The sequence below is a fragment of the Saccharopolyspora halophila genome, from assembly GCF_039531955.1.
Classification (GTDB): Bacteria; Actinomycetota; Actinomycetes; order Mycobacteriales; family Pseudonocardiaceae; genus Saccharopolyspora; species Saccharopolyspora halophila.
On record NZ_BAAARA010000001.1, the window covers coordinates 247,558 to 264,307 of the forward strand.

The 16,750-nt window shown below is 70.3% G+C and carries 14 protein-coding genes; 9 read left to right on the top strand and 5 right to left on the bottom strand.

Annotated features, from left to right (window positions below; translation table 11 throughout):
• The first annotated feature begins 150 nt into the window (after positions 1 to 150).
• Positions 151 to 723, top strand: coding sequence for a sigma-70 family RNA polymerase sigma factor (locus ABD289_RS01265; protein WP_344125515.1), 573 nt, complete (start codon positions 151 to 153; stop codon positions 721 to 723).
• Complete coding sequence (locus tag ABD289_RS01270) at positions 724 to 1,827, top strand: anti-sigma-D factor RsdA (RefSeq protein ID WP_344125518.1); 1,104 nt, start codon at positions 724 to 726, stop codon at positions 1,825 to 1,827.
• A 124-nt stretch (positions 1,828 to 1,951) separates the two neighbouring features.
• On the opposite strand, the gene ABD289_RS01275 is transcribed toward ABD289_RS01270, so the two are convergent.
• On the bottom strand, positions 1,952 to 2,323 hold the full coding sequence (locus tag ABD289_RS01275; RefSeq protein ID WP_344126161.1) for a DUF5319 domain-containing protein: 372 nt from the start codon (positions 2,321 to 2,323) through the stop codon (positions 1,952 to 1,954).
• A 327-nt stretch (positions 2,324 to 2,650) separates the two neighbouring features.
• Here ABD289_RS01275 and guaB point away from each other — a divergent pair, with 327 nt between their 5' ends.
• The 4 genes from guaB to guaA all read left to right on the top strand — a co-directional run bounded on the left by guaB (position 2,651) and on the right by guaA (position 9,123).
• A complete protein-coding gene (guaB, locus tag ABD289_RS01280) occupies positions 2,651 to 4,162 on the top strand; it encodes an IMP dehydrogenase (RefSeq protein ID WP_344125520.1) in 1,512 nt (503 codons plus the stop codon).
• 206 nt (positions 4,163 to 4,368) lie between these two features.
• Complete coding sequence (locus ABD289_RS01285) at positions 4,369 to 5,499, top strand: GuaB3 family IMP dehydrogenase-related protein (RefSeq protein WP_344125522.1); 1,131 nt, start codon at positions 4,369 to 4,371, stop codon at positions 5,497 to 5,499.
• Between the two features lie 97 nt (positions 5,500 to 5,596).
• Complete coding sequence (locus ABD289_RS01290) at positions 5,597 to 7,297, top strand: GMC family oxidoreductase N-terminal domain-containing protein (protein ID WP_344125524.1); 1,701 nt, start codon at positions 5,597 to 5,599, stop codon at positions 7,295 to 7,297.
• A 239-nt stretch (positions 7,298 to 7,536) separates the two neighbouring features.
• Positions 7,537 to 9,123, top strand: coding sequence for a glutamine-hydrolyzing GMP synthase (gene guaA, locus ABD289_RS01295; protein WP_344125526.1), 1,587 nt, complete (start codon positions 7,537 to 7,539; stop codon positions 9,121 to 9,123).
• A 67-nt stretch (positions 9,124 to 9,190) separates the two neighbouring features.
• Here the strand turns inward: guaA and ABD289_RS01300 are convergent, their stop codons facing one another.
• The 3 genes from ABD289_RS01300 to ABD289_RS01310 form a co-directional block, all read right to left on the bottom strand.
• Positions 9,191 to 10,108 (bottom strand): glycoside hydrolase family 16 protein, encoded by a 918-nt coding sequence (locus tag ABD289_RS01300; protein ID WP_344125528.1) that lies wholly within the window; start codon positions 10,106 to 10,108, stop codon positions 9,191 to 9,193.
• A 218-nt stretch (positions 10,109 to 10,326) separates the two neighbouring features.
• Positions 10,327 to 10,521, bottom strand: a complete 195-nt coding sequence (locus ABD289_RS01305; RefSeq protein WP_344125530.1) for a hypothetical protein — start codon at positions 10,519 to 10,521, stop codon at positions 10,327 to 10,329.
• A complete protein-coding gene (locus tag ABD289_RS01310) occupies positions 10,514 to 11,743 on the bottom strand; it encodes a PspC domain-containing protein (RefSeq protein WP_344125532.1) in 1,230 nt (409 codons plus the stop codon). Before ABD289_RS01310 ends, ABD289_RS01305 begins: the two co-directional genes overlap by 8 nt.
• Before the next feature lie 140 nt (positions 11,744 to 11,883).
• Between ABD289_RS01310 and ABD289_RS01315 the strand changes: the two genes are divergently transcribed.
• The 3 genes from ABD289_RS01315 to ABD289_RS01325 all read left to right on the top strand — a co-directional run bounded on the left by ABD289_RS01315 (position 11,884) and on the right by ABD289_RS01325 (position 15,074).
• Entirely contained in the window at positions 11,884 to 13,182 is a 1,299-nt protein-coding gene (locus tag ABD289_RS01315; protein ID WP_425564530.1) for an ATP-binding protein, read from the top strand.
• Between the two features lie 58 nt (positions 13,183 to 13,240).
• On the top strand, positions 13,241 to 13,930 hold the full coding sequence (locus ABD289_RS01320; RefSeq protein ID WP_486374879.1) for a LuxR C-terminal-related transcriptional regulator: 690 nt from the start codon (positions 13,241 to 13,243) through the stop codon (positions 13,928 to 13,930).
• A gap of 226 nt (positions 13,931 to 14,156) precedes the next feature.
• Positions 14,157 to 15,074 carry a LysR family transcriptional regulator gene (locus ABD289_RS01325; protein WP_344125538.1) on the top strand — a complete coding sequence of 306 codons (918 nt, stop codon included), beginning with the start codon at positions 14,157 to 14,159 and terminating at the stop codon, positions 15,072 to 15,074.
• A 45-nt stretch (positions 15,075 to 15,119) separates the two neighbouring features.
• On the opposite strand, the gene ABD289_RS01330 is transcribed toward ABD289_RS01325, so the two are convergent.
• Complete coding sequence (locus tag ABD289_RS01330; RefSeq protein WP_344125540.1) at positions 15,120 to 16,712, bottom strand: serine/threonine-protein kinase; 1,593 nt, start codon at positions 16,710 to 16,712, stop codon at positions 15,120 to 15,122.
• Between the last annotated feature and the right edge of the window lie 38 nt (positions 16,713 to 16,750).

Consider the following 16,750-nt stretch of genomic DNA (forward strand, 5'->3'; position numbering starts at 1 on the left):
GGGTGACGACGACCGCCCGCGTATCCCACTCCCTGTTCTGCGAGCGCCCCCTGCCCGGTACGGTGGCCACGGCGCAGCGTGCGGTGCACGCGAGTTTCGCCGGGCAAATCCGAATCGCTTGAACGCGTAACACCAGGGCTGCTGTCTGCGATGACCAATGTGGGGGACGGGCTGGACGCTCTTGTAAGCGCCGCCGTCGACGGCGATCGTCAGTCGATTGAGCGCTTGCTGGCCGAAATCCGTCCTTTGGTGGTGCGGTACTGCCGCGCCAGGGTCGGACGAAACGAACGGTCGTTCGCAAGCGCGGACGACGTGGCCCAGGAAGTGTGCCTTGCGGTTCTGACCGCACTGCCCACTTACAAGGACCAGGGTCGTCCCTTCCTGGCGTTCGTGTACGGCATCGCCTCGCACAAAGTGGCTGATGCGCACCGTGCTTCGGCTCGCAACCGCTCCGACCCCGTCGCCGACGTTCCGGACACTCCGGAAGGCGAGGCGGGACCAGAGCAGCGGGCCATGCAGGGTGAGCTCTCGGGCAGGATGGCGCAGTTGCTTCGCATCCTCCCGGACAAGCAGCGCGAGATCCTGCTGCTCCGGGTGGTGGTCGGGCTGTCGGCGGAGGAAACCGCCGAAGCGGTCGGCTCGACGCCGGGCGCCGTGCGCGTGGCACAACACCGCGCGTTGGCCCGGCTGCGCAAGACGCTGTCCGCGGAGGAGGTGGTCTGAATGGCTGAGCGGAAAGGGCCCGGAGGGGAGCAGGAAGGGCGCGACCCGATCGAGTCCGGCCTGTCCCAGGACCGTTCGACCAGTGGTGACGAGCGGGATCTGTCTCCTGGATCGGCGCCCGCAGACGAGGGAACGGAACTGATCGACAAGCACCGGGAATCCGGCTCTGCCGAGTCCGAGACTCCTCAAGACGAGACCGACGCCGAGTCCGGTGCCGAGGTGCTCGCCTTCCGGCAGCGCACCGAGACCGCTGACGCGGCGGAAACCGGTACCGACGACGATTTCGACGACGAGCCGATCGACCTCGCGGCGTTGCAGGACGACGACGAGCTGCTGGACGCGCTCGGCGGGACCAACCCCGACGTCTCCGCGCTCGCAGGCGATTCCGGTCCGAGCGTCGAGGAGCTGCTGGTCGCCTGGCGTCAGGAGGTCGACGCCGCGCCGATCGGTGATCTGGTGAACGTTGACACCGCCGCTACGGCGATTGCCGAGGGCAAGCGGCCGCGACGCGCGCTGCGCCGCAGGCACCTCGTCCCGGTGGCCACCGCAGCAGCGGTTCTGATGATCACCTTCACCGGTGTCGGCGTGGCGGCTCGCGACGCCCAGCCCGGCGACATGCTGTGGGGCGTGGCGAAGGTGCTCTACACCGACCAGACGCAGGCGATCCAGGCCGCGACCGATGTGAAGGAAGACCTGAACACGGCCGAGGGCGCCGTCGAGGACGGCAGGCTCACCGCGGCCGAGGAGGCGCTGCGCTCGGCCAGGGAGCAGATGCACAAGGTCGACTCCGAGCACGGGCTCAGCGAGCTGCAGGCCGCGCACGCTTCGCTGACCAAGCGGATCGGCGAGAACGAGGAGGAGACCTCCTCGCAGAGCTCCACGCCGAGTACCTCGGAGCAGCCGACCGCACCGCCGTCGCCGTCGCAGCCGCTGCCGCCGGTGCCGCCGACCGGCAGCTCGACGCCGCCGTCGAGCACGACCGGTCCGACGGACCCGACGACGTCGCCCAGCGAGACCAGCAGCTCGGAGAGCTCCTCTTCGGGATGGAGCTTCTTCCCGCAGGACAGCAACAGCCACCAGCAGGAGACCACCTCCCAGCAGTGAGGTGGCGGACGCCAAGAAGGGGTTCCCGAAGCGAATTCGGGAACCCCTTCTTCATGCTCGGTGCCGGTGGGCCGGGTGACAGTTTTGCCTAAGGTTGCTCTGCTCGAGCGCCGCGGACGTCCGGTCAGTGCGCGCTCTCGTTCTCCGTGACCCCGTCCGCGTAGCCGCGGCAGTACTCCCAGGTCACGTAATGACCTGGGTCGGGGTTGAAAGCGGGCTCGTGCGGGCGCATCTTCCCGTCGTGCAGCAGCTGGGCGAGGCTGGAGCGAAGCAGTTCCCAGTCGTGGTAGTGGCACTCGCCGCAGTCGGTGCAGTCCACCACGATGCCGCGGACACCTCGCGGTTCCAGCAGCGCTTGGTAGACGGCGAGATCGGTGAGGTCGGCGAGCAGCTCGGCGCGCTCCTCGTCGCCGAGCGGCGGTCCGTCCTCGGCGTCGTGGTCCCCGAGTGCCATGCTCGGATCTTCCGGGTCGCCCGCGAACGGGTCTGGTGGCATCGGATCGTGCGGCACAGGCCGCACGGTACCGGCTGTGCCGGTCGTGTGGGGCTCTAGGGGGAGGTGTCTTTGAACTCCGGCACGCCGCCTCCCGAGCGCGTTCCGGGCGGACGAGCCGTTTTCACGCTCCGTGGCGTGGCGCACCTCTGCCGGGACGGGGCATATGGGGGGTGACCTGTGGTCTCTATCATTCGGGGAATCTCTGTACTCAACGCCGCGTTGCTATCGGCACAGCCCGCCCAGGACGCGCACGCCTTGGTTACCCGAGCGGCCCGCATCCTGACAGGTTTCTGAGCCACACCGTGAAGGAAGGGCACATCCCGCGCTATGACCAGCGAACTCTCCGCACCCGGCCTCCCCTCGAAGTTCGCGACTCTGGGTCTGACCTTCGATGACGTTCTCCTGCTGCCCGACGAATCGGATGTGATCCCCAGCTCGGCGGACACCTCGACGCAGCTCTCGCGCAACGTCCGGCTCCGCATCCCGCTGCTGTCGGCGGCGATGGACACCGTGACCGAGGCGCGGATGGCGATCGCGATGGCCCGCCAGGGCGGCGTCGGCATCCTGCAGCGCAACCTGTCCGTCGAGGAGCAGGCCGCGCAGGCCGAGGTGGTCAAGCGCTCCGAGGCCGGCATGGTCACCGACCCGGTGACCTGCTCCCCGGAGGACACCCTCGCCGAGGTCGACGCGCTGTGCGCCCGCTTCCGCATCTCCGGGGTCCCGGTGACCGACCCGGACGGCACGCTGGTGGGCATCATCACCAACCGCGACATGCGCTTCGAGGTGGACTACACCGCCAAGGTGCGCGAGGTGATGACCGCCGCGCCGCTGATCACCGCGCAGGTCGGGGTGACCGCGGACGCCGCGCTGGGGCTGCTGCGCCGGAACAAGATCGAGAAGCTGCCGATCGTGGACGGCGCGGGCAAGCTGCGCGGCCTGATCACGGTCAAGGACTTCGTCAAGACCGAGCAGTACCCGGACGCCACCAAGGACCCGGACGGGCGGCTGCTGTGCGGTGCCGCGGTCGGCGTCGGCACCGACTCGCACGAGCGCGCGATGGCCCTGGTCGACGCCGGTGTGGACGTGCTGATCGTGGACACCGCGCACGGGCACTCCCGCGCGGTGGTGGATACCGTGGCCACCCTGAAGAAGGAGCTGGGCAACTCCGTCGACGTCATCGGCGGCAACGTGGCCACCCGCGCGGGCGCGCAGGCGCTGGTCGACGCGGGCGCGGACGCGGTCAAGGTCGGTGTCGGGCCGGGTTCGATCTGCACCACCCGCGTGGTCGCGGGTGTCGGCGTGCCGCAGATCAGCGCGATCTACGAGGCCAGCACGGCCTGCAGGCCGGCGGGCGTGCCGATCATCGGCGACGGTGGCATCCAGCACTCCGGTGACATCGGCAAGGCCATCGCCGCCGGTGCGAGCAGCGTGATGCTGGGCAGCCTGCTGGCCGGCACCGCCGAGTCGCCGGGCGAGCTGGTGCTGGTCAACGGCAAGCAGTTCAAGGTCTACCGGGGCATGGGCTCGCTGGGCGCCATGCAGACCCGCGGGCAGGGCAAGTCCTACTCCAAGGACCGCTACTTCCAGGACGACGTGCTCTCCGAGGACAAGCTGGTGCCGGAGGGCATCGAGGGCCGGGTGCCGTTCCGCGGCCCGCTGTCCCAGGTGGTCGACCAGCTGGTCGGCGGCCTGCGCTCGGGCATGGGTTACACGGGTTCCACCACGGTTCCGCAGCTGCAGGACGCCAAGCTGGTCCGCATCACCGCGGCCGGGCTCAAGGAGTCCCACCCGCACGACATCCAGATGACGGTCGAGGCGCCGAACTACACCTCCCGCTGATCGCAGCGCATTCCGGGCGCCGGGTTTCGTCCCGGCGCCCGGTTTCGCGTCCGGGCCCGTTTCCCGGAGGAATCGGACGGGGCGAGGAGGCGATTCGGGCCGGAACGGCACGTTCGGGTTCATCGTCCGCACCCCGGTCGGCGCGGTCCGGGAACCTGCGGAGAGAATGTTGCGCTGGACATCAGCGCCGCGAGGGAGGACATACGGTGCGGGATCAGGTTGAGATCGGCATGGGCCGGACGGCCATGCGGGGCTACGATTTGGACGACGTCGAGATCGTCCCGTCGCGGCGTACCCGGTCGTCCCAGGACGTTTCGCTGGCCTGGCAGCTCGATGCCTACAAGTTCGACATCCCGCTGGTCACGCACCCGACCGACGCGACCGTCTCGCCGGCCACCGCGGTGCGCATCGGCCAGCTGGGCGGTCTGGGCGTGCTCAACGCCGAGGGGCTGTGGGCGCGGCACTCCAACGTCGAGGCGAAGCTGGCCGAGATCGTGCGGGCCGCCGAGGAGAGCACCGACCCCGAGGCGCCGATCAAGCTGTTGCAGGAGCTGCACGCGGCCCCGATCCAGCGCGACCTGCTGGTCGAGTCGCTCAAGCAGGTCAAGGACGCGGGGCTGACGGTCGCTGCGCGGGTGAGCCCGCAGCACGCCGAGGAGCTCACCCCGCTCCTGCTGGAGGCCGGTGTCGAGGTGCTGTTCGTGCAGGGCACGATCATCTCCGCCGAGCACGTGTCCCGGGACGGCGAGCCGCTGAACCTGAAGAACTTCATCAACGAGCTGGACGTCCCGGTGGTCGCGGGCGGCGTCGGCGACTACCGCACCGCGATGCACCTGATGCGCACCGGAGCCGCGGGCGTGATCGTCGGGTTCGGCCAGTCCCGGGCCTCCACCACCACGCAGGTGCTGGGCATCGGTGTGCCGATGGCCACCGCGATCGCCGACGCCGCGGCGGCGCGCCGCGACTACCTGGACGAGACCGGTGGTCGCTACGTGCACGTCATCGCCGACGGTTCGCTGTCCTACTCCGGCGACATCGCCAAGGCGATCGCCTGCGGTGCGGACGCGGTGATGCTGGGCGAGCCGATGACCGAGTCCTCCGAGGCCCCCGCGCAGGGCTACTACTGGACTCCGGCCGCGGCGCACCCGAACCTGCCGCGCAGCGAGATGGTCGGGTTCGCCGGTTCGGACGCCGACCTCGAGCGCCTGCTCTTCGGTCCGAGCAGCGACCCGTACGGCACGTTGAACCTGTTCGGCGGTCTGCGTCGCGCCATGGCCAAGACCGGCTACAGCGACCTCAAGGAGTTCCAGAAGGTCGGTCTCCAGCTCCGCGCCTGATCCGGCGCGGGCGCGAGCCGGGGGCGCTCGGCGCGGTGCGAGCCGGGGGTGCGCGACGTCTTCCTACTCGTGAGTAGTTTGGCTTACTCTGGTCCGCATGGCACAGCGTGGTGATACGGGTACCGACTTCGACGTGGTGGTCATCGGCTCGGGCTTCGGCGGCAGCGTTGCGGCGCTGCGGCTGACCGAGAAGGGCTACCGGGTCGCGGTGCTGGAAGCGGGCAGGCGGTTCTCGGACGAGGAGCTGCCCAAGACGTCCTGGGACCTTCGCAAGTTCCTCTGGGCGCCGAGCCTGGGCTGCTTCGGCATCCAGCGGATCCACCTGCTGCGCGACGTGCTGATCCTGGCAGGCGCGGGCGTCGGCGGCGGTTCCCTGAACTACGCCAACACGCTGTACCGGCCGCTCAAGCCGTTCTACAAGGACTCCCAGTGGGCGCACATCACCGACTGGGAGTCCGAGCTCGCGCCCTACTACGACCAGGCCACCCGGATGCTCGGCGTCGTCGACCAGCCCTCGGAAACCTCGCACGACGTGATCATGAAGCAGGTCGCCGCGGACATGGGCGTGGCGGACTCGTTCCACACCACCCCGGTGGGCGTGTACTTCAGCGAGCCCGGCCGCACCGACGATGACCCGTACTTCGGCGGCGCGGGCCCGGCCCGAACCGGCTGCACCGAGTGCGGCGCCTGCATGACCGGCTGCCCCGTCGGCGCTAAGAACACGCTGGTGAAGAACTACCTCTACCTGGCCGAGGCCAAGGGGGCCGAGATCTTCCCGCTGACCACGGTCAGCAGGCTCGGCAAGGGGACCGACGGCCGCTGGCGGCTGCTGACCAAGCGCACCGGCAAGAAGATCGACCGCAAGCCGAAGATCTTCAGCGCCGACCAGGTCGTGGTCGCCGCGGGGACCTGGGGCACCCAGAACCTGCTGCATCGCAGCAAGGAGCTCGGCGACCTGGAGCTCTCCGAGCGGCTGGGTCACCTGACCCGCACCAACTCCGAGGCGATCATCGGCTCGCAGATGCAGCAGGTCGACCCGGAGCGCGACTTCAGCCGCGGCGTTGCCATCACCTCGTCGTTCCACCCGGACGAGGACACCCACATCGAACCGGTGCGCTACACCAAGGGCGCCAACGCGATGGGCTTGCTGCAGGTCCCGGCGACCAAGGGCGAGGGCCAGGGCTCGCGGGTCAAGCAGCTGCTGCGGTTCATCAAGGAGAACCCGAAGCTGAGCCTGGGCATGCTCTCGGTGCGCAACTGGAGCGAGCGCACCGTGATCCTGCTGGTCATGCAGAGCCTGGACAACTCGCTGATCACCCGCGTCAAGCGGATCTTCGGCAAGGAGTTCCTGGTCTCCCGGCAGGGCCACGGATCGCCGAACCCCACGCACATCCCGGCGGGCGAGCAGGCCAACGACCTGGTCGCCGAGAAGATCGATGGCATCGCGGGCGGTACCTGGGGCGAGCTGTTCGACATCCCGATGACCGCGCACTTCCTGGGTGGTTGCGCGATCGGGGACAGCCCGGAGTCCGGCGTCATCGACGCCTACCACCGCGCCTGGGGATACCCGGACCTGTCGATCGTGGACGGCTCGGCGGTCAGCGCGAACCTGGGGGTGAACCCGTCGCTGACGATCACCGCGCAGGCCGAGCGCGCCTTCTCGATGTGGCCGAACAAGGGCGAATCCGACCCCAGACCGCAGCAGGACACCGGCTACCGGCGGATCAACCCGGTCGAACCCACGTCCCCGGCAGTCCCCCCAACAGCCCCAGCAGCCCTCCGCCTCCCCCTGGTCTGACCACCCCCCCCCGGAGTCCGGCCCGACCCGCCCACCCGCGAACCCGACCCCGAATTCCAGGGAATTCGGGGTCGGGGTTTTGGGGGTTTTTGGTGGGTTGGTCTGGTTGGGGTGGGGTTGGGTCGGCGTGTCGGCTGGTGGGAGCCCGGGGGCGAGTGTTGGGCCGATGCGGTTGTGGCCGTGGTTACCTGCGACAATGGCGGCTACCGCACCGGTGAAGCTAGGAGGTCGGCGACCACGTGTCCGGTTCCGCATCCAACAGTGCCCGAGGCCCTGTTCTCGTTGTCGACTACGGCGCGCAGTACGCCCAGTTGATCGCTCGGCGCGTCCGCGAGGCCCAGATCTACTCCGAGGTCGTGCCGCACGACACCCCGGTCGCCGAGATGATCGCGCGCGACCCCGCGGCGATCATCCTGTCCGGCGGCCCGTCCAGCGTCTACGCCGAGGGCGCGCCGCAGGTGGACCCGGAGCTGTTCGGCGCGGGCGTTCCGGTGTTCGGCATCTGCTACGGCTTCCAGGCCATGACCGCCGCGCTCGGCGGCACCGTCGAGCACACCGGAGTCCGCGAGTACGGCCGCACCGACATCGAGATCGCCGGCCCGGGCGGCAAGCTGCACACCGACCTGCCCGGCCACCACCCGGTGTGGATGAGCCACGGCGACTCGGTGAGCAAGGCTCCCGAGGGCTTCACCGTCACGGCGGGCACCAAGGACACCCCGGTCGCGGCCTACGAGGACGTGGACAAGCGGCTGGCCGGCGTGCAGTACCACCCGGAGGTGGCGCACTCGCCGCACGGCCAGGAGGTGCTGCGCCGGTTCCTGCACGACATCGCCGGGATCCGCCCGCAGTGGACCACCTCGTCCATCGTGGACGAGACGGTGGCCGCGATCCGCGAGCAGATCGGCGGCAAGCGCGCGATCTGCGCCCTGTCCGGCGGGGTCGACTCCGCGGTGGCGGGCGCGCTCGTGCAGCGCGCCATCGGCGAGCAGCTGACCTGCGTGTTCGTCGACCACGGCCTGCTGCGCGGCGGTGAGCGCGCGCAGGTGGAGCGGGATTTCGTGGCGGCGACCGGCGTCAAGCTGGTGACCATCGATGCGGTCGACCGGTTCCTGAGCGCGCTGGAGGGGGTCACCGACCCCGAGGAGAAGCGCAAGATCATCGGCCGGGAGTTCATCCGCGTCTTCGAGCAGGCCGCCCGCGACCTGCAGGCCGAGGCGGGTGCCGAAGGCGATCAGATCGACTTCCTGGTGCAGGGCACGCTCTACCCGGACGTGGTCGAGTCCGGCGGAGGCTCCGGCGCGGCCAACATCAAGAGCCACCACAACGTCGGCGGGCTGCCCGAGGACCTGCAGTTCGGCCTGGTCGAGCCGCTGCGCGCGCTGTTCAAGGACGAGGTGCGCCGGGTCGGCCTGGAGCTGGGCCTGCCGGAGACGATCGTGCACCGCCAGCCGTTTCCGGGCCCCGGCCTGGGCATCCGGGTCATCGGCGAGGTCACCGCGGACCGGCTGAGCACGCTGCGCGCCGCCGACGCGATCGCCCGCGAGGAGCTCACCGCGGCGGGGATGGACCGCGACATCTGGCAGTGCCCGGTGGTGCTGCTCGCCGACGTCCGCTCGGTCGGCGTCCAGGGCGACGGCCGCACCTACGGACACCCGGTGGTGCTGCGCCCGGTCTCCAGCGAGGACGCGATGACCGCGGACTGGACCCGCCTGCCGTACGAGGTGCTGGAGCGGATCTCCACCCGGATCACCAACGAGGTCTCCGACGTCAACCGGGTGACCCTCGACGTGACGTCCAAGCCCCCGGGCACCATCGAGTGGGAGTGACCCACCTCCGAACGACGCCGAAGGCCCGCTCCGACCAGGTCGAAGGGGGCCTTCGGCGTGCGGCGGGTCAGTTCTGCTCGACCCGGACCCAGTCGACGAGGAAGCGGGCGTTGCCCGCCTTGATCTTGTCCACGCTCTCCTGGGGCAGCCCGAAGTAGGGTTCGGTCACGCCGTTGACGCCGTTCGGGTAACCGCCGCCCAGCGCGAAGTTGAGGATCAGGAACTGCGGGTCGTCGAAGACCCAGGACCAGCCGTTCTGCTCGAACTCGGCCTTGGTGACCCGGTAGGTCTGCTGGCCGTCGACGAAGAAGGTGAAGCCCTCCGGCGTCCAGTCCACGCTGTAGGTGTGCCAGGCCGCCGGGTCCGAGCCCTCGAAGTTCTGCTGGCTCGTGATCGGGGTGTTGCCGTGGTACTCCGGTCCGTGCATCGCCGAGCTGGTCCACGGCTCGCCGACGTGCTCCATCACGTCGACCTCACCGCAGTTCGGCCACGAGGTGCCGTTCTCGATGCTCGAGCCCAGCGACCAGAACGCGGGCCACATCCCGCTGGCGGTGGCGTTCTCCGGCAGCTTGATGCGCGCCGAGTACTTGCCGTAGGTGAAGTCGACCTTGCCCGCGGTCTTCACGCGGCCGGAGACGAAGTCGTAGGTCTGCCCGTCCGGCGCCTGGAAGCCCTCCTTGGACCGCGCGTGCAGCGCGAGAGCGCCGTTCTGCGCGCCTTCGGCGGCTTGGTCGATGTAGATGGTCTCGGGCGAGTCGACGTAGGCCTGGTTCTCGTTGTTGACCGTCTGGAAGTTCTCGCCGGTCACCTCCGGTGTCCACTTCGAACGGTCGAGCTGGTCGCCGGAGAAGTCGTCGAAGAAGATCTCCGCCTTCGGCTGCGGTTCCTGCTGGGGCGCGCCCGGTGCCGCGGCTGCGTGCGCGAGCGGGAGCGAGGTGAACAGCGCGAGCGCGGCGCCGGTGGCTAGCACGCGATTCCTGGCCATGACAGCTCCTTCGTGATGGGGGAGCACGAAAAGGGATCGATCAAGCCGGAGTATCGCGAGGTCGCAGCGGAAACCGGGAGGAGTTGGCGAGTTTTGGAAGAGTCCAGTTCGCCGAACGAGTGATCACCCCGAGAATTTCCCGGAGTTCCTAGCGGAGAACGTCAGTTGCCAGATGGAGATGGGAAATCCGCCCACCTTTTCGGGCGAGCGGATTTCGCCTATTTGCTGGCCTTTTTCACAGCGGCGGCGATGAGCATTCCCACGCCCGCTGCTACCGCCGTTGCGGCCAGAATCCAATGTAGACTCGTGGCGAGCCCGAGGAGGAGGACGCCGCCGATCACGATGGCGATGGCCCCCGCGGCGAGCAGGATCGGGTCCGGGCCCGCAGTTCGGTGGTTGATCTCGTCAGTCACGGATGACCTCCACTCGTCCGGTGCCCGTCGTGAGCTGCAGTTCCAGCTTTCCACCGCCCGGGCCGTCGGGCCCGTCGTCCCGGATCGTCCGGGTCACGCCCTGCCCGTCGGCGGTGATGCCCAGGCAGTCCACCTCGCCCAGGTTGCTCCGGCAGACCGACTGGACGTCCACGTCGGGCGGAACGCGGACGGTGATCACCCCGGCTCCGACCCCGGCCGAGGACCGGACGGTCTCGCCATCGGAGATGGGCAGCTCGGTAAGGTCCATGTCGATCGTTCCGGCGGCGCGGTCGTAGGAAGGCTGGAGTTCGTTCACGGCGAGGGGTTTGACGTACAGGTCGCCCATCGAGAGCTCGACGTGGCGGTCCTGGTAGACGGGGTACATGATCCCGGTCAGCACGGCCAGCGCCGCCAGCGGTACGGCCAGCACGATCGGCCAGCGGCCGACTCGAAGGAAGGCGCCGCCGACCAGGAACAGCCCCGCGAGACCCAACATGCCCGCGAGCACCACCGGCGGGCTCCACACGCCGATCCCCACCAAGCCGACGAACAGGGTGGCCAGCACGGCGAGCGGGTTGTACCAGCGGAACCTGCGGCGCGGCGGCTCCGGTTCGCGCTCCGGCGGCGGTTCGGGCAGGTCCCATCCTTGCGGGACCGCGCCCAGCGGATCCCAGGCGGGCGGGGTCTGCTGCGCTTCCGAGGTGACCTGCGCGCCCGGGTAGACCCAGGTGTTCTCGGCGGTCGGCATCGCCCCGGTCGGCCCCTCGGGTGACACCGCCCGGGGCGAAGCGCTGGAAGTCATTTCCCGCTGCCGGTCGCCGCGCGTGACGTGCAGCCCGTACAGCGCGGCCAGCCCGGTGGCCACCGCGAGGATGGCCAGCGAGTCGGCCAGCCAGAACACGCCCGGGATCAGCAGCAGCACCAGGAGCACGGCCAGCCAGGCCGGAGCGGGCTCGGTGCGCGGCTCGGTTTCGCCCGGGCGCGGCTCGGTCTCCCGCGGGAACAACAGCCACGCCAGCAGGTACAGGGTGATCCCGGCTCCGCCGTAGAACGCGCCGACCACGAAGGCGACCCGGATCAGGATCGGGTCCACGCCGTAGCGGTTGCCGATGGCGGCGGACACCCCGGCGATCTTGCCCCCGTGACGCGGGCGCACCGGGCGGGTAGCCCAGAAGTCGCGCAGGGTGGCTTCGAAACCACCGGATTGCTGCGTGCTGTTCATGCCGTCCACTATCCGTTTTCTGCGCCGTCGCCGGTATCCGGGAGGCCCCTGAGACCGTCCCGGAACCGGGTCCGGCCAGGAAAGTCAGGGACCGTCCCTGATGCCCAACCGCGACCGACCGTGTGACCATCGATGATGTGATGCCCTGGGACGAGCGGAGGACCGAGCCCGCCGTGGCGGTTCAGGAAACGGTGCCGCAGCGGACGATCTCCGGTACCTCCTACCCGCCGCTGCGCCGCAGCCGGGACGGGCGACTGCTCGCGGGGGTGTGCGCGGGGGTGGCCGAGCACCTCGGCACGCGCGTGCTGTGGGTGCGGGTCGTTTTCGCCGCGCTGTGCGTGGGCGGCGGTTCGGGAGTGGTCGCCTACGCCCTGCTGTGGGTGTTCGTGCGGCAGTCGCCCGGTTCCGGACGCACGGCCACCCGCCTGGAGCGCCAGCAGGGCCTCGGCGTGCTGCTGCTCGGCGCGGGCGCGATGGTGGCGCTCGGCGCGATCCTGGCACTCCCCGCCTGGGTGACCGCTCCGCTGGTCGCGGCGCTGCTCGGTGTCGTGCTGGTGTGGCGGGAAGCCGACGAGTCCCAGCGGGTGCGCTGGCGGGAAGGTGCCCGGTCCGGAGTGGCGGGCACGCTGTTCGCCCAGGGCAACCGCGCGTGGGTGCGGGTCGCCGCGGGCTCGGCGCTGGTGGCGCTGGGCATCGTGCTGCTGGTGGGCAGCACGACTTCGATGGCGGGCGTCCCGGCAGGCCTGCTGGCCTCGGGCGCCACGCTGGTCGGTGTGGCGGTGCTGACCGTGCCCTGGTGGGTGCGGCTGGTGGGGGACCTCAACACCGAGCGCGCCAGCCGGATTCGCTCCCAGGAACGCGCCGAGATCGCCGCGCACCTGCACGACTCGGTGCTGCAGACGCTCGCGCTGATCCAGAAGCAGGCCGAATCCGAGAAGGAGGTCCGGCGGCTGGCCCGCGGCCAGGAGCGGGAGCTGCGCAACTGGCTGTACGGCCCGGGCGGTTACGGCGTCCAACGGGAGGGCGCCGAGGAGGAGGGAACCGCGCCGAGCACCTTCGCCGCGCAGCTGGCCGCGACCTGCGGCGAGGTCGAGGACCACTTCGCGATCAACGTGCAGCAGGTGGTGGTCGGCGATTGCGAGCTCGACGACGGGATCACCGCCCAGCTCGCGGCCGCGCGCGAGGCGCTGGTCAACGCCGCCAAGCACGCGGGCGTCAGCGAGGTCAGCCTCTACGCGGAGGTCGAACCGGATCGGGTGTCCGTCTTCGTCCGGGACCGCGGTGCGGGATTCGACCAGTCCGAGGTGCCGGCGGACCGGCACGGTCTGGCGGACTCGATCCACGGCCGGATGAGCCGCCACGGCGGCGAGGCCACCGTGCGCGCCTCGCCCGGTTCCGGGACCGAGGTGGCCATGGAAATGCCCAGGACCGCCGGATGAACCCGCGGAGCCCGCAGCACTGCGAACACCAGGAGAAACCATGTCGTTGGAGGATGTCGTGAGCGCAGAGAGCACCGAGGAAGCCGGCCCGGTCCGGGCTTTCCTGGTCGACGACCACGCGCTGTTCCGCTCCGGTGTGCGCGCCGAGCTCGCCGCTGCCGACGGCGTGGAGGTGGTGGGCGAGGCGGGCTCGGTCGCCGAGGCGGTCGCGGGCATCGGGCACTTCGCCCCCGAGGTCGTGCTGCTGGACGTGCACATGCCGGACGGCGGAGGCGCCGAGGTGCTGCGACAGGTCCGCGCCAAGTCGGGCGAGGACAAGTCCGGCGAGCCGGTGTTCCTCGCGCTGTCGGTCTCCGACGCGGCCGAGGACGTGATCGCGGTGATCCGGGGCGGTGCCCGCGGCTACGTCACCAAGACGATCTCCGGCCGCGAGCTCGTCGACGCCATAGTCCGAGTCCGCGCGGGCGATGCCGTGTTCTCCCCGCGACTGGCGGGATTCGTGCTGGACGCCTTCTCCGAGGGCCCGAACTCCGCCCCGGTCGGCGATCCGGAACTCGACCAGCTCACCCGCCGCGAACGCGAGGTGCTGCGACTGCTGGCCCGCGGCTACGCCTACAAGGAGATCGCCTCCGAGCTGTTCATCTCGGTCAAGACGGTGGAGACCCACGTATCCAGCGTCCTGCGCAAGACCCAGCTGTCCAACCGCTACGAGCTCTCCCGCTGGGCGACCGACCGCCGCCTGGTCTGAGCGCGGGCCGGTCATCTCATCGGGTGGTTGGTCACGGCGACGCGACCGCCGTTGTCGAGCAGCCTGGTGAGCGCGGTGCGCACGGCGCGGCGCAATGACCTGGTCCTGGTGTGCACGGCTGGCCTCCGGTCGTTCTGTTCGTCTGGGACCAGCCTGGCGAGCGCGTCGCGTAAGAACAAGCGAAATGTTTTCAATGGATCGTTAAGCTCACCTGTACCATCGGGGTGTGCTTGACGTTCGACGAATGCAGGTGCTGCGCGCGGTGGTCAGCAGCGGCTCGGTGAGCGCGGCGGCGACCAACCTCGGCTACACGCCCTCGGCGATCAGCCAGCAGCTGACCGCGCTCGAGAAGGAAGCGGGCACGCCGCTGCTGGAGAAGGTGGGCCGCGGGCTCCGGCCCACCCCGGCCGGTTCGCTGCTGGCCGAGCGGGCCGGGAAGATCGCGGAGGTGGTCAGCGCCACGGAGGCCGAACTCGCCGACATCCGCGCAGGACGCACCGGCCTGCTCCGCGTCCGGTTCTTCCACACCGCCGCCGTCGGGCTCATCCCTCCCGCAGTCGCCCGGTTCCGCGCCACGCATCCCGAGGTGCAGCTCGATCTGCGGATGCAGGAGGCCGAACTGTTCGACGACGTCGTGGCGGGCGAGACCGATCTGTCGGTGATCGTCGTCGGTGACGCGGTGCCGCAGCGGCGCGGTGTGCGGCTGGTGCACCTGGCCGATGATCCGTACCGGGTGGTCCTTCCCGAGTCGCACCCGGTGGCCGGGCAGGACCGCGTCGACCTCGCGCGGCTGTCCGGGGAGTCCTGGATCAACAGCGCGGTGACCAGCGGTGACATCTGCTCGGTGCTGCTCCGCGAGGCCTACGCCAGCGCCGGCTTCACACCGCACGTGGCGCTGGAGACCGACGGTTCCTACTCCGCGCAGGGCTTCGTGGCGGCCGGCATCGGCGTCGCCCTGCTTCCGAGCTTGGGTCTCGACGTGGTGCATCCGGGAGTCGAGATCCGCCCGGTGGTCAATCCCGAGCCCGTCCGGCGCCTCTACGCGGCGGTCCGGGAGCCCGTTGCGGATCGCCCGGCGACGACGGCCTTCCTCGCGTGCCTGCGGGAGTCTGCGAGCGCCGTCGTCCGTCCCGGCCGGAGCTGACGGGCGAGCATCCGATTCGCCCGCCGGTCCCGGCGGGGAATCGGCTCAGGTGTGGCGGTCGGTGTTGATGACCGGATCGCCGTCCTCGGTCTGGGCCATGCCCAGGACGTGCATCTCGGTGATCTTCTTGCCGTCCTTGGTGTACTGCAGGTTCACCAGGACGTTGCTGCCGGACAGCATGGGATCGCCGACGATCTTCACGTCGTCGATCTGCTTCCAGAACTTCTCGTACTTCTCCTTGCCCTGGGACTTCAGGCTGGGGCCGAGCAGCTTCCACGCCTTGTCCAGGTCGTCGGGCACCAGCTCGTAGTACTTCTCGACCGTGGAGAGCAGCTCCTTCTTGGTCGGCTTCTTCTGCTGCGAGCTGGTGGTGGGCGCGCTGCTCGAAGTGCTGGTGGGCGCGGCCGAGGTGGACGGCGGTGCGCTCGTGGTGGTGGGCGCGGCCGAGGTGGTCGACGCGGGGGCCGGTTCGGGCTGCGGTGCCGGGGACGACTGCGATGCGCCCTGGTCGCTGCTCGCGCCGGGCTGGCCGAAGGCGTTCACGGCCATGATCCCGATCAGCGCCGCGACGACGATCGCCACGAACCACAGCGCCACCGTCTTGCCCCGGCGCCGCTCCGGTTCCACCGCCGCTTGCGGAGCCGCGGCACCGACGCGCGTCGGCGGGGAGGCGTTCGGGTTCGTGCCGTTGCCCAACCCGGCCTGCGGGGCATGCAGGGTGCCGCCCGCCTGCGGCGGTTGCGGCGGTGCGGGCGCCGCCGCCGGTTGCGGAGCGGGGCGCGCCCAGCCCGCGCCCGGTGCGAAGTTCGGCACCGGACGGCCGTCCAGCACCGCCTGCAGCAGCTCGCGGGTCTGCGCCATGGTGGGTCGATCCACCGGGTCCGGACGCAGCATCTGCATCAGCGCGGGGGCCATCGGCCCGGCCTGGCGCGGGGGGTCGAACTGGCCGCGGGCCACCCGGTGCAGCAGGCTGATCGCGTTCTCGTCGGTGCCGAACGGCGGCCCGCCCTCGATCGAGGCGTACAGCGTCGAGCCGAGCGAGAACACGTCCGAGGCCGGTGCCGGGTCGCGGCCGAGCGCGACCTCCGGGGCCAGGTAGGCGGGGGTGCCCGCGAGGATGCCGCTCTTGGTGACGGCCACGTCACCGATCGCGCGGGAGATGCCGAAGTCGGTGATCTTGGCCAGGTCGTTCTCGCCGAGCAGGATGTTCCCCGGCTTGAGGTCGCGGTGCACGATGCCCGCCATGTGCGCGGCGGCCAGCGCACCGGCCACCTGCACGCCGATGTGGGCCACCCGCAGCGCGGGCTGCACGCCCTGCTCGTCGATGATCGCGGCGAGGCTGGTCGAGGGCAGGTACTCCATGATGAGCACCGGCTGGCCCTCGTCCTCGGCCACGTCGAACACCGCGATGGCGTGCTGGTGCTGGAGCCGGGCGGCGATGCGGCCCTCGCGCATCGAGCGCTCGCGGGCCTCCTCGGTCTCCTCCGGGGTGTAGCCGGGCTGCAGCAGCAGCTGCTTGACGGCGATCGTGCGGTGCAGGCGCTCATCGACCGCCTGCCACACCACGCCCATGGCGCCGCTGCCGATCTTTTGCTGCAAGCGGTACCGGCCCGCGATCAAACGACCTTCGGCGCTCACCGGTGTCTCCTGGTACTGGCTCGCCCCGCGAGGGCTCG

Excerpts from the sequence above, each read along its gene's own strand:
- ABD289_RS01265 (WP_344125515.1), top strand. The coding sequence starts at position 151 with ATGACCAATGTGGGGGACGGGCTGGACGCTCTTGTAAGCGCCGCCGTC.
- ABD289_RS01270 (WP_344125518.1), top strand. The coding sequence starts at position 724 with ATGGCTGAGCGGAAAGGGCCCGGAGGGGAGCAGGAAGGGCGCGACCCG.
- ABD289_RS01275 (WP_344126161.1), bottom strand. The coding sequence starts at position 2,323 with ATGCCACCAGACCCGTTCGCGGGCGACCCGGAAGATCCGAGCATGGCA.
- guaB (WP_344125520.1), top strand. The coding sequence starts at position 2,651 with ATGACCAGCGAACTCTCCGCACCCGGCCTCCCCTCGAAGTTCGCGACT.
- ABD289_RS01290 (WP_344125524.1), top strand. The coding sequence starts at position 5,597 with ATGGCACAGCGTGGTGATACGGGTACCGACTTCGACGTGGTGGTCATC.
- ABD289_RS01300 (WP_344125528.1), bottom strand. The coding sequence starts at position 10,108 with ATGGCCAGGAATCGCGTGCTAGCCACCGGCGCCGCGCTCGCGCTGTTC.
- ABD289_RS01310 (WP_344125532.1), bottom strand. The coding sequence starts at position 11,743 with ATGAACAGCACGCAGCAATCCGGTGGTTTCGAAGCCACCCTGCGCGAC.
- ABD289_RS01315 (WP_425564530.1), top strand. The coding sequence starts at position 11,884 with ATGCCCTGGGACGAGCGGAGGACCGAGCCCGCCGTGGCGGTTCAGGAA.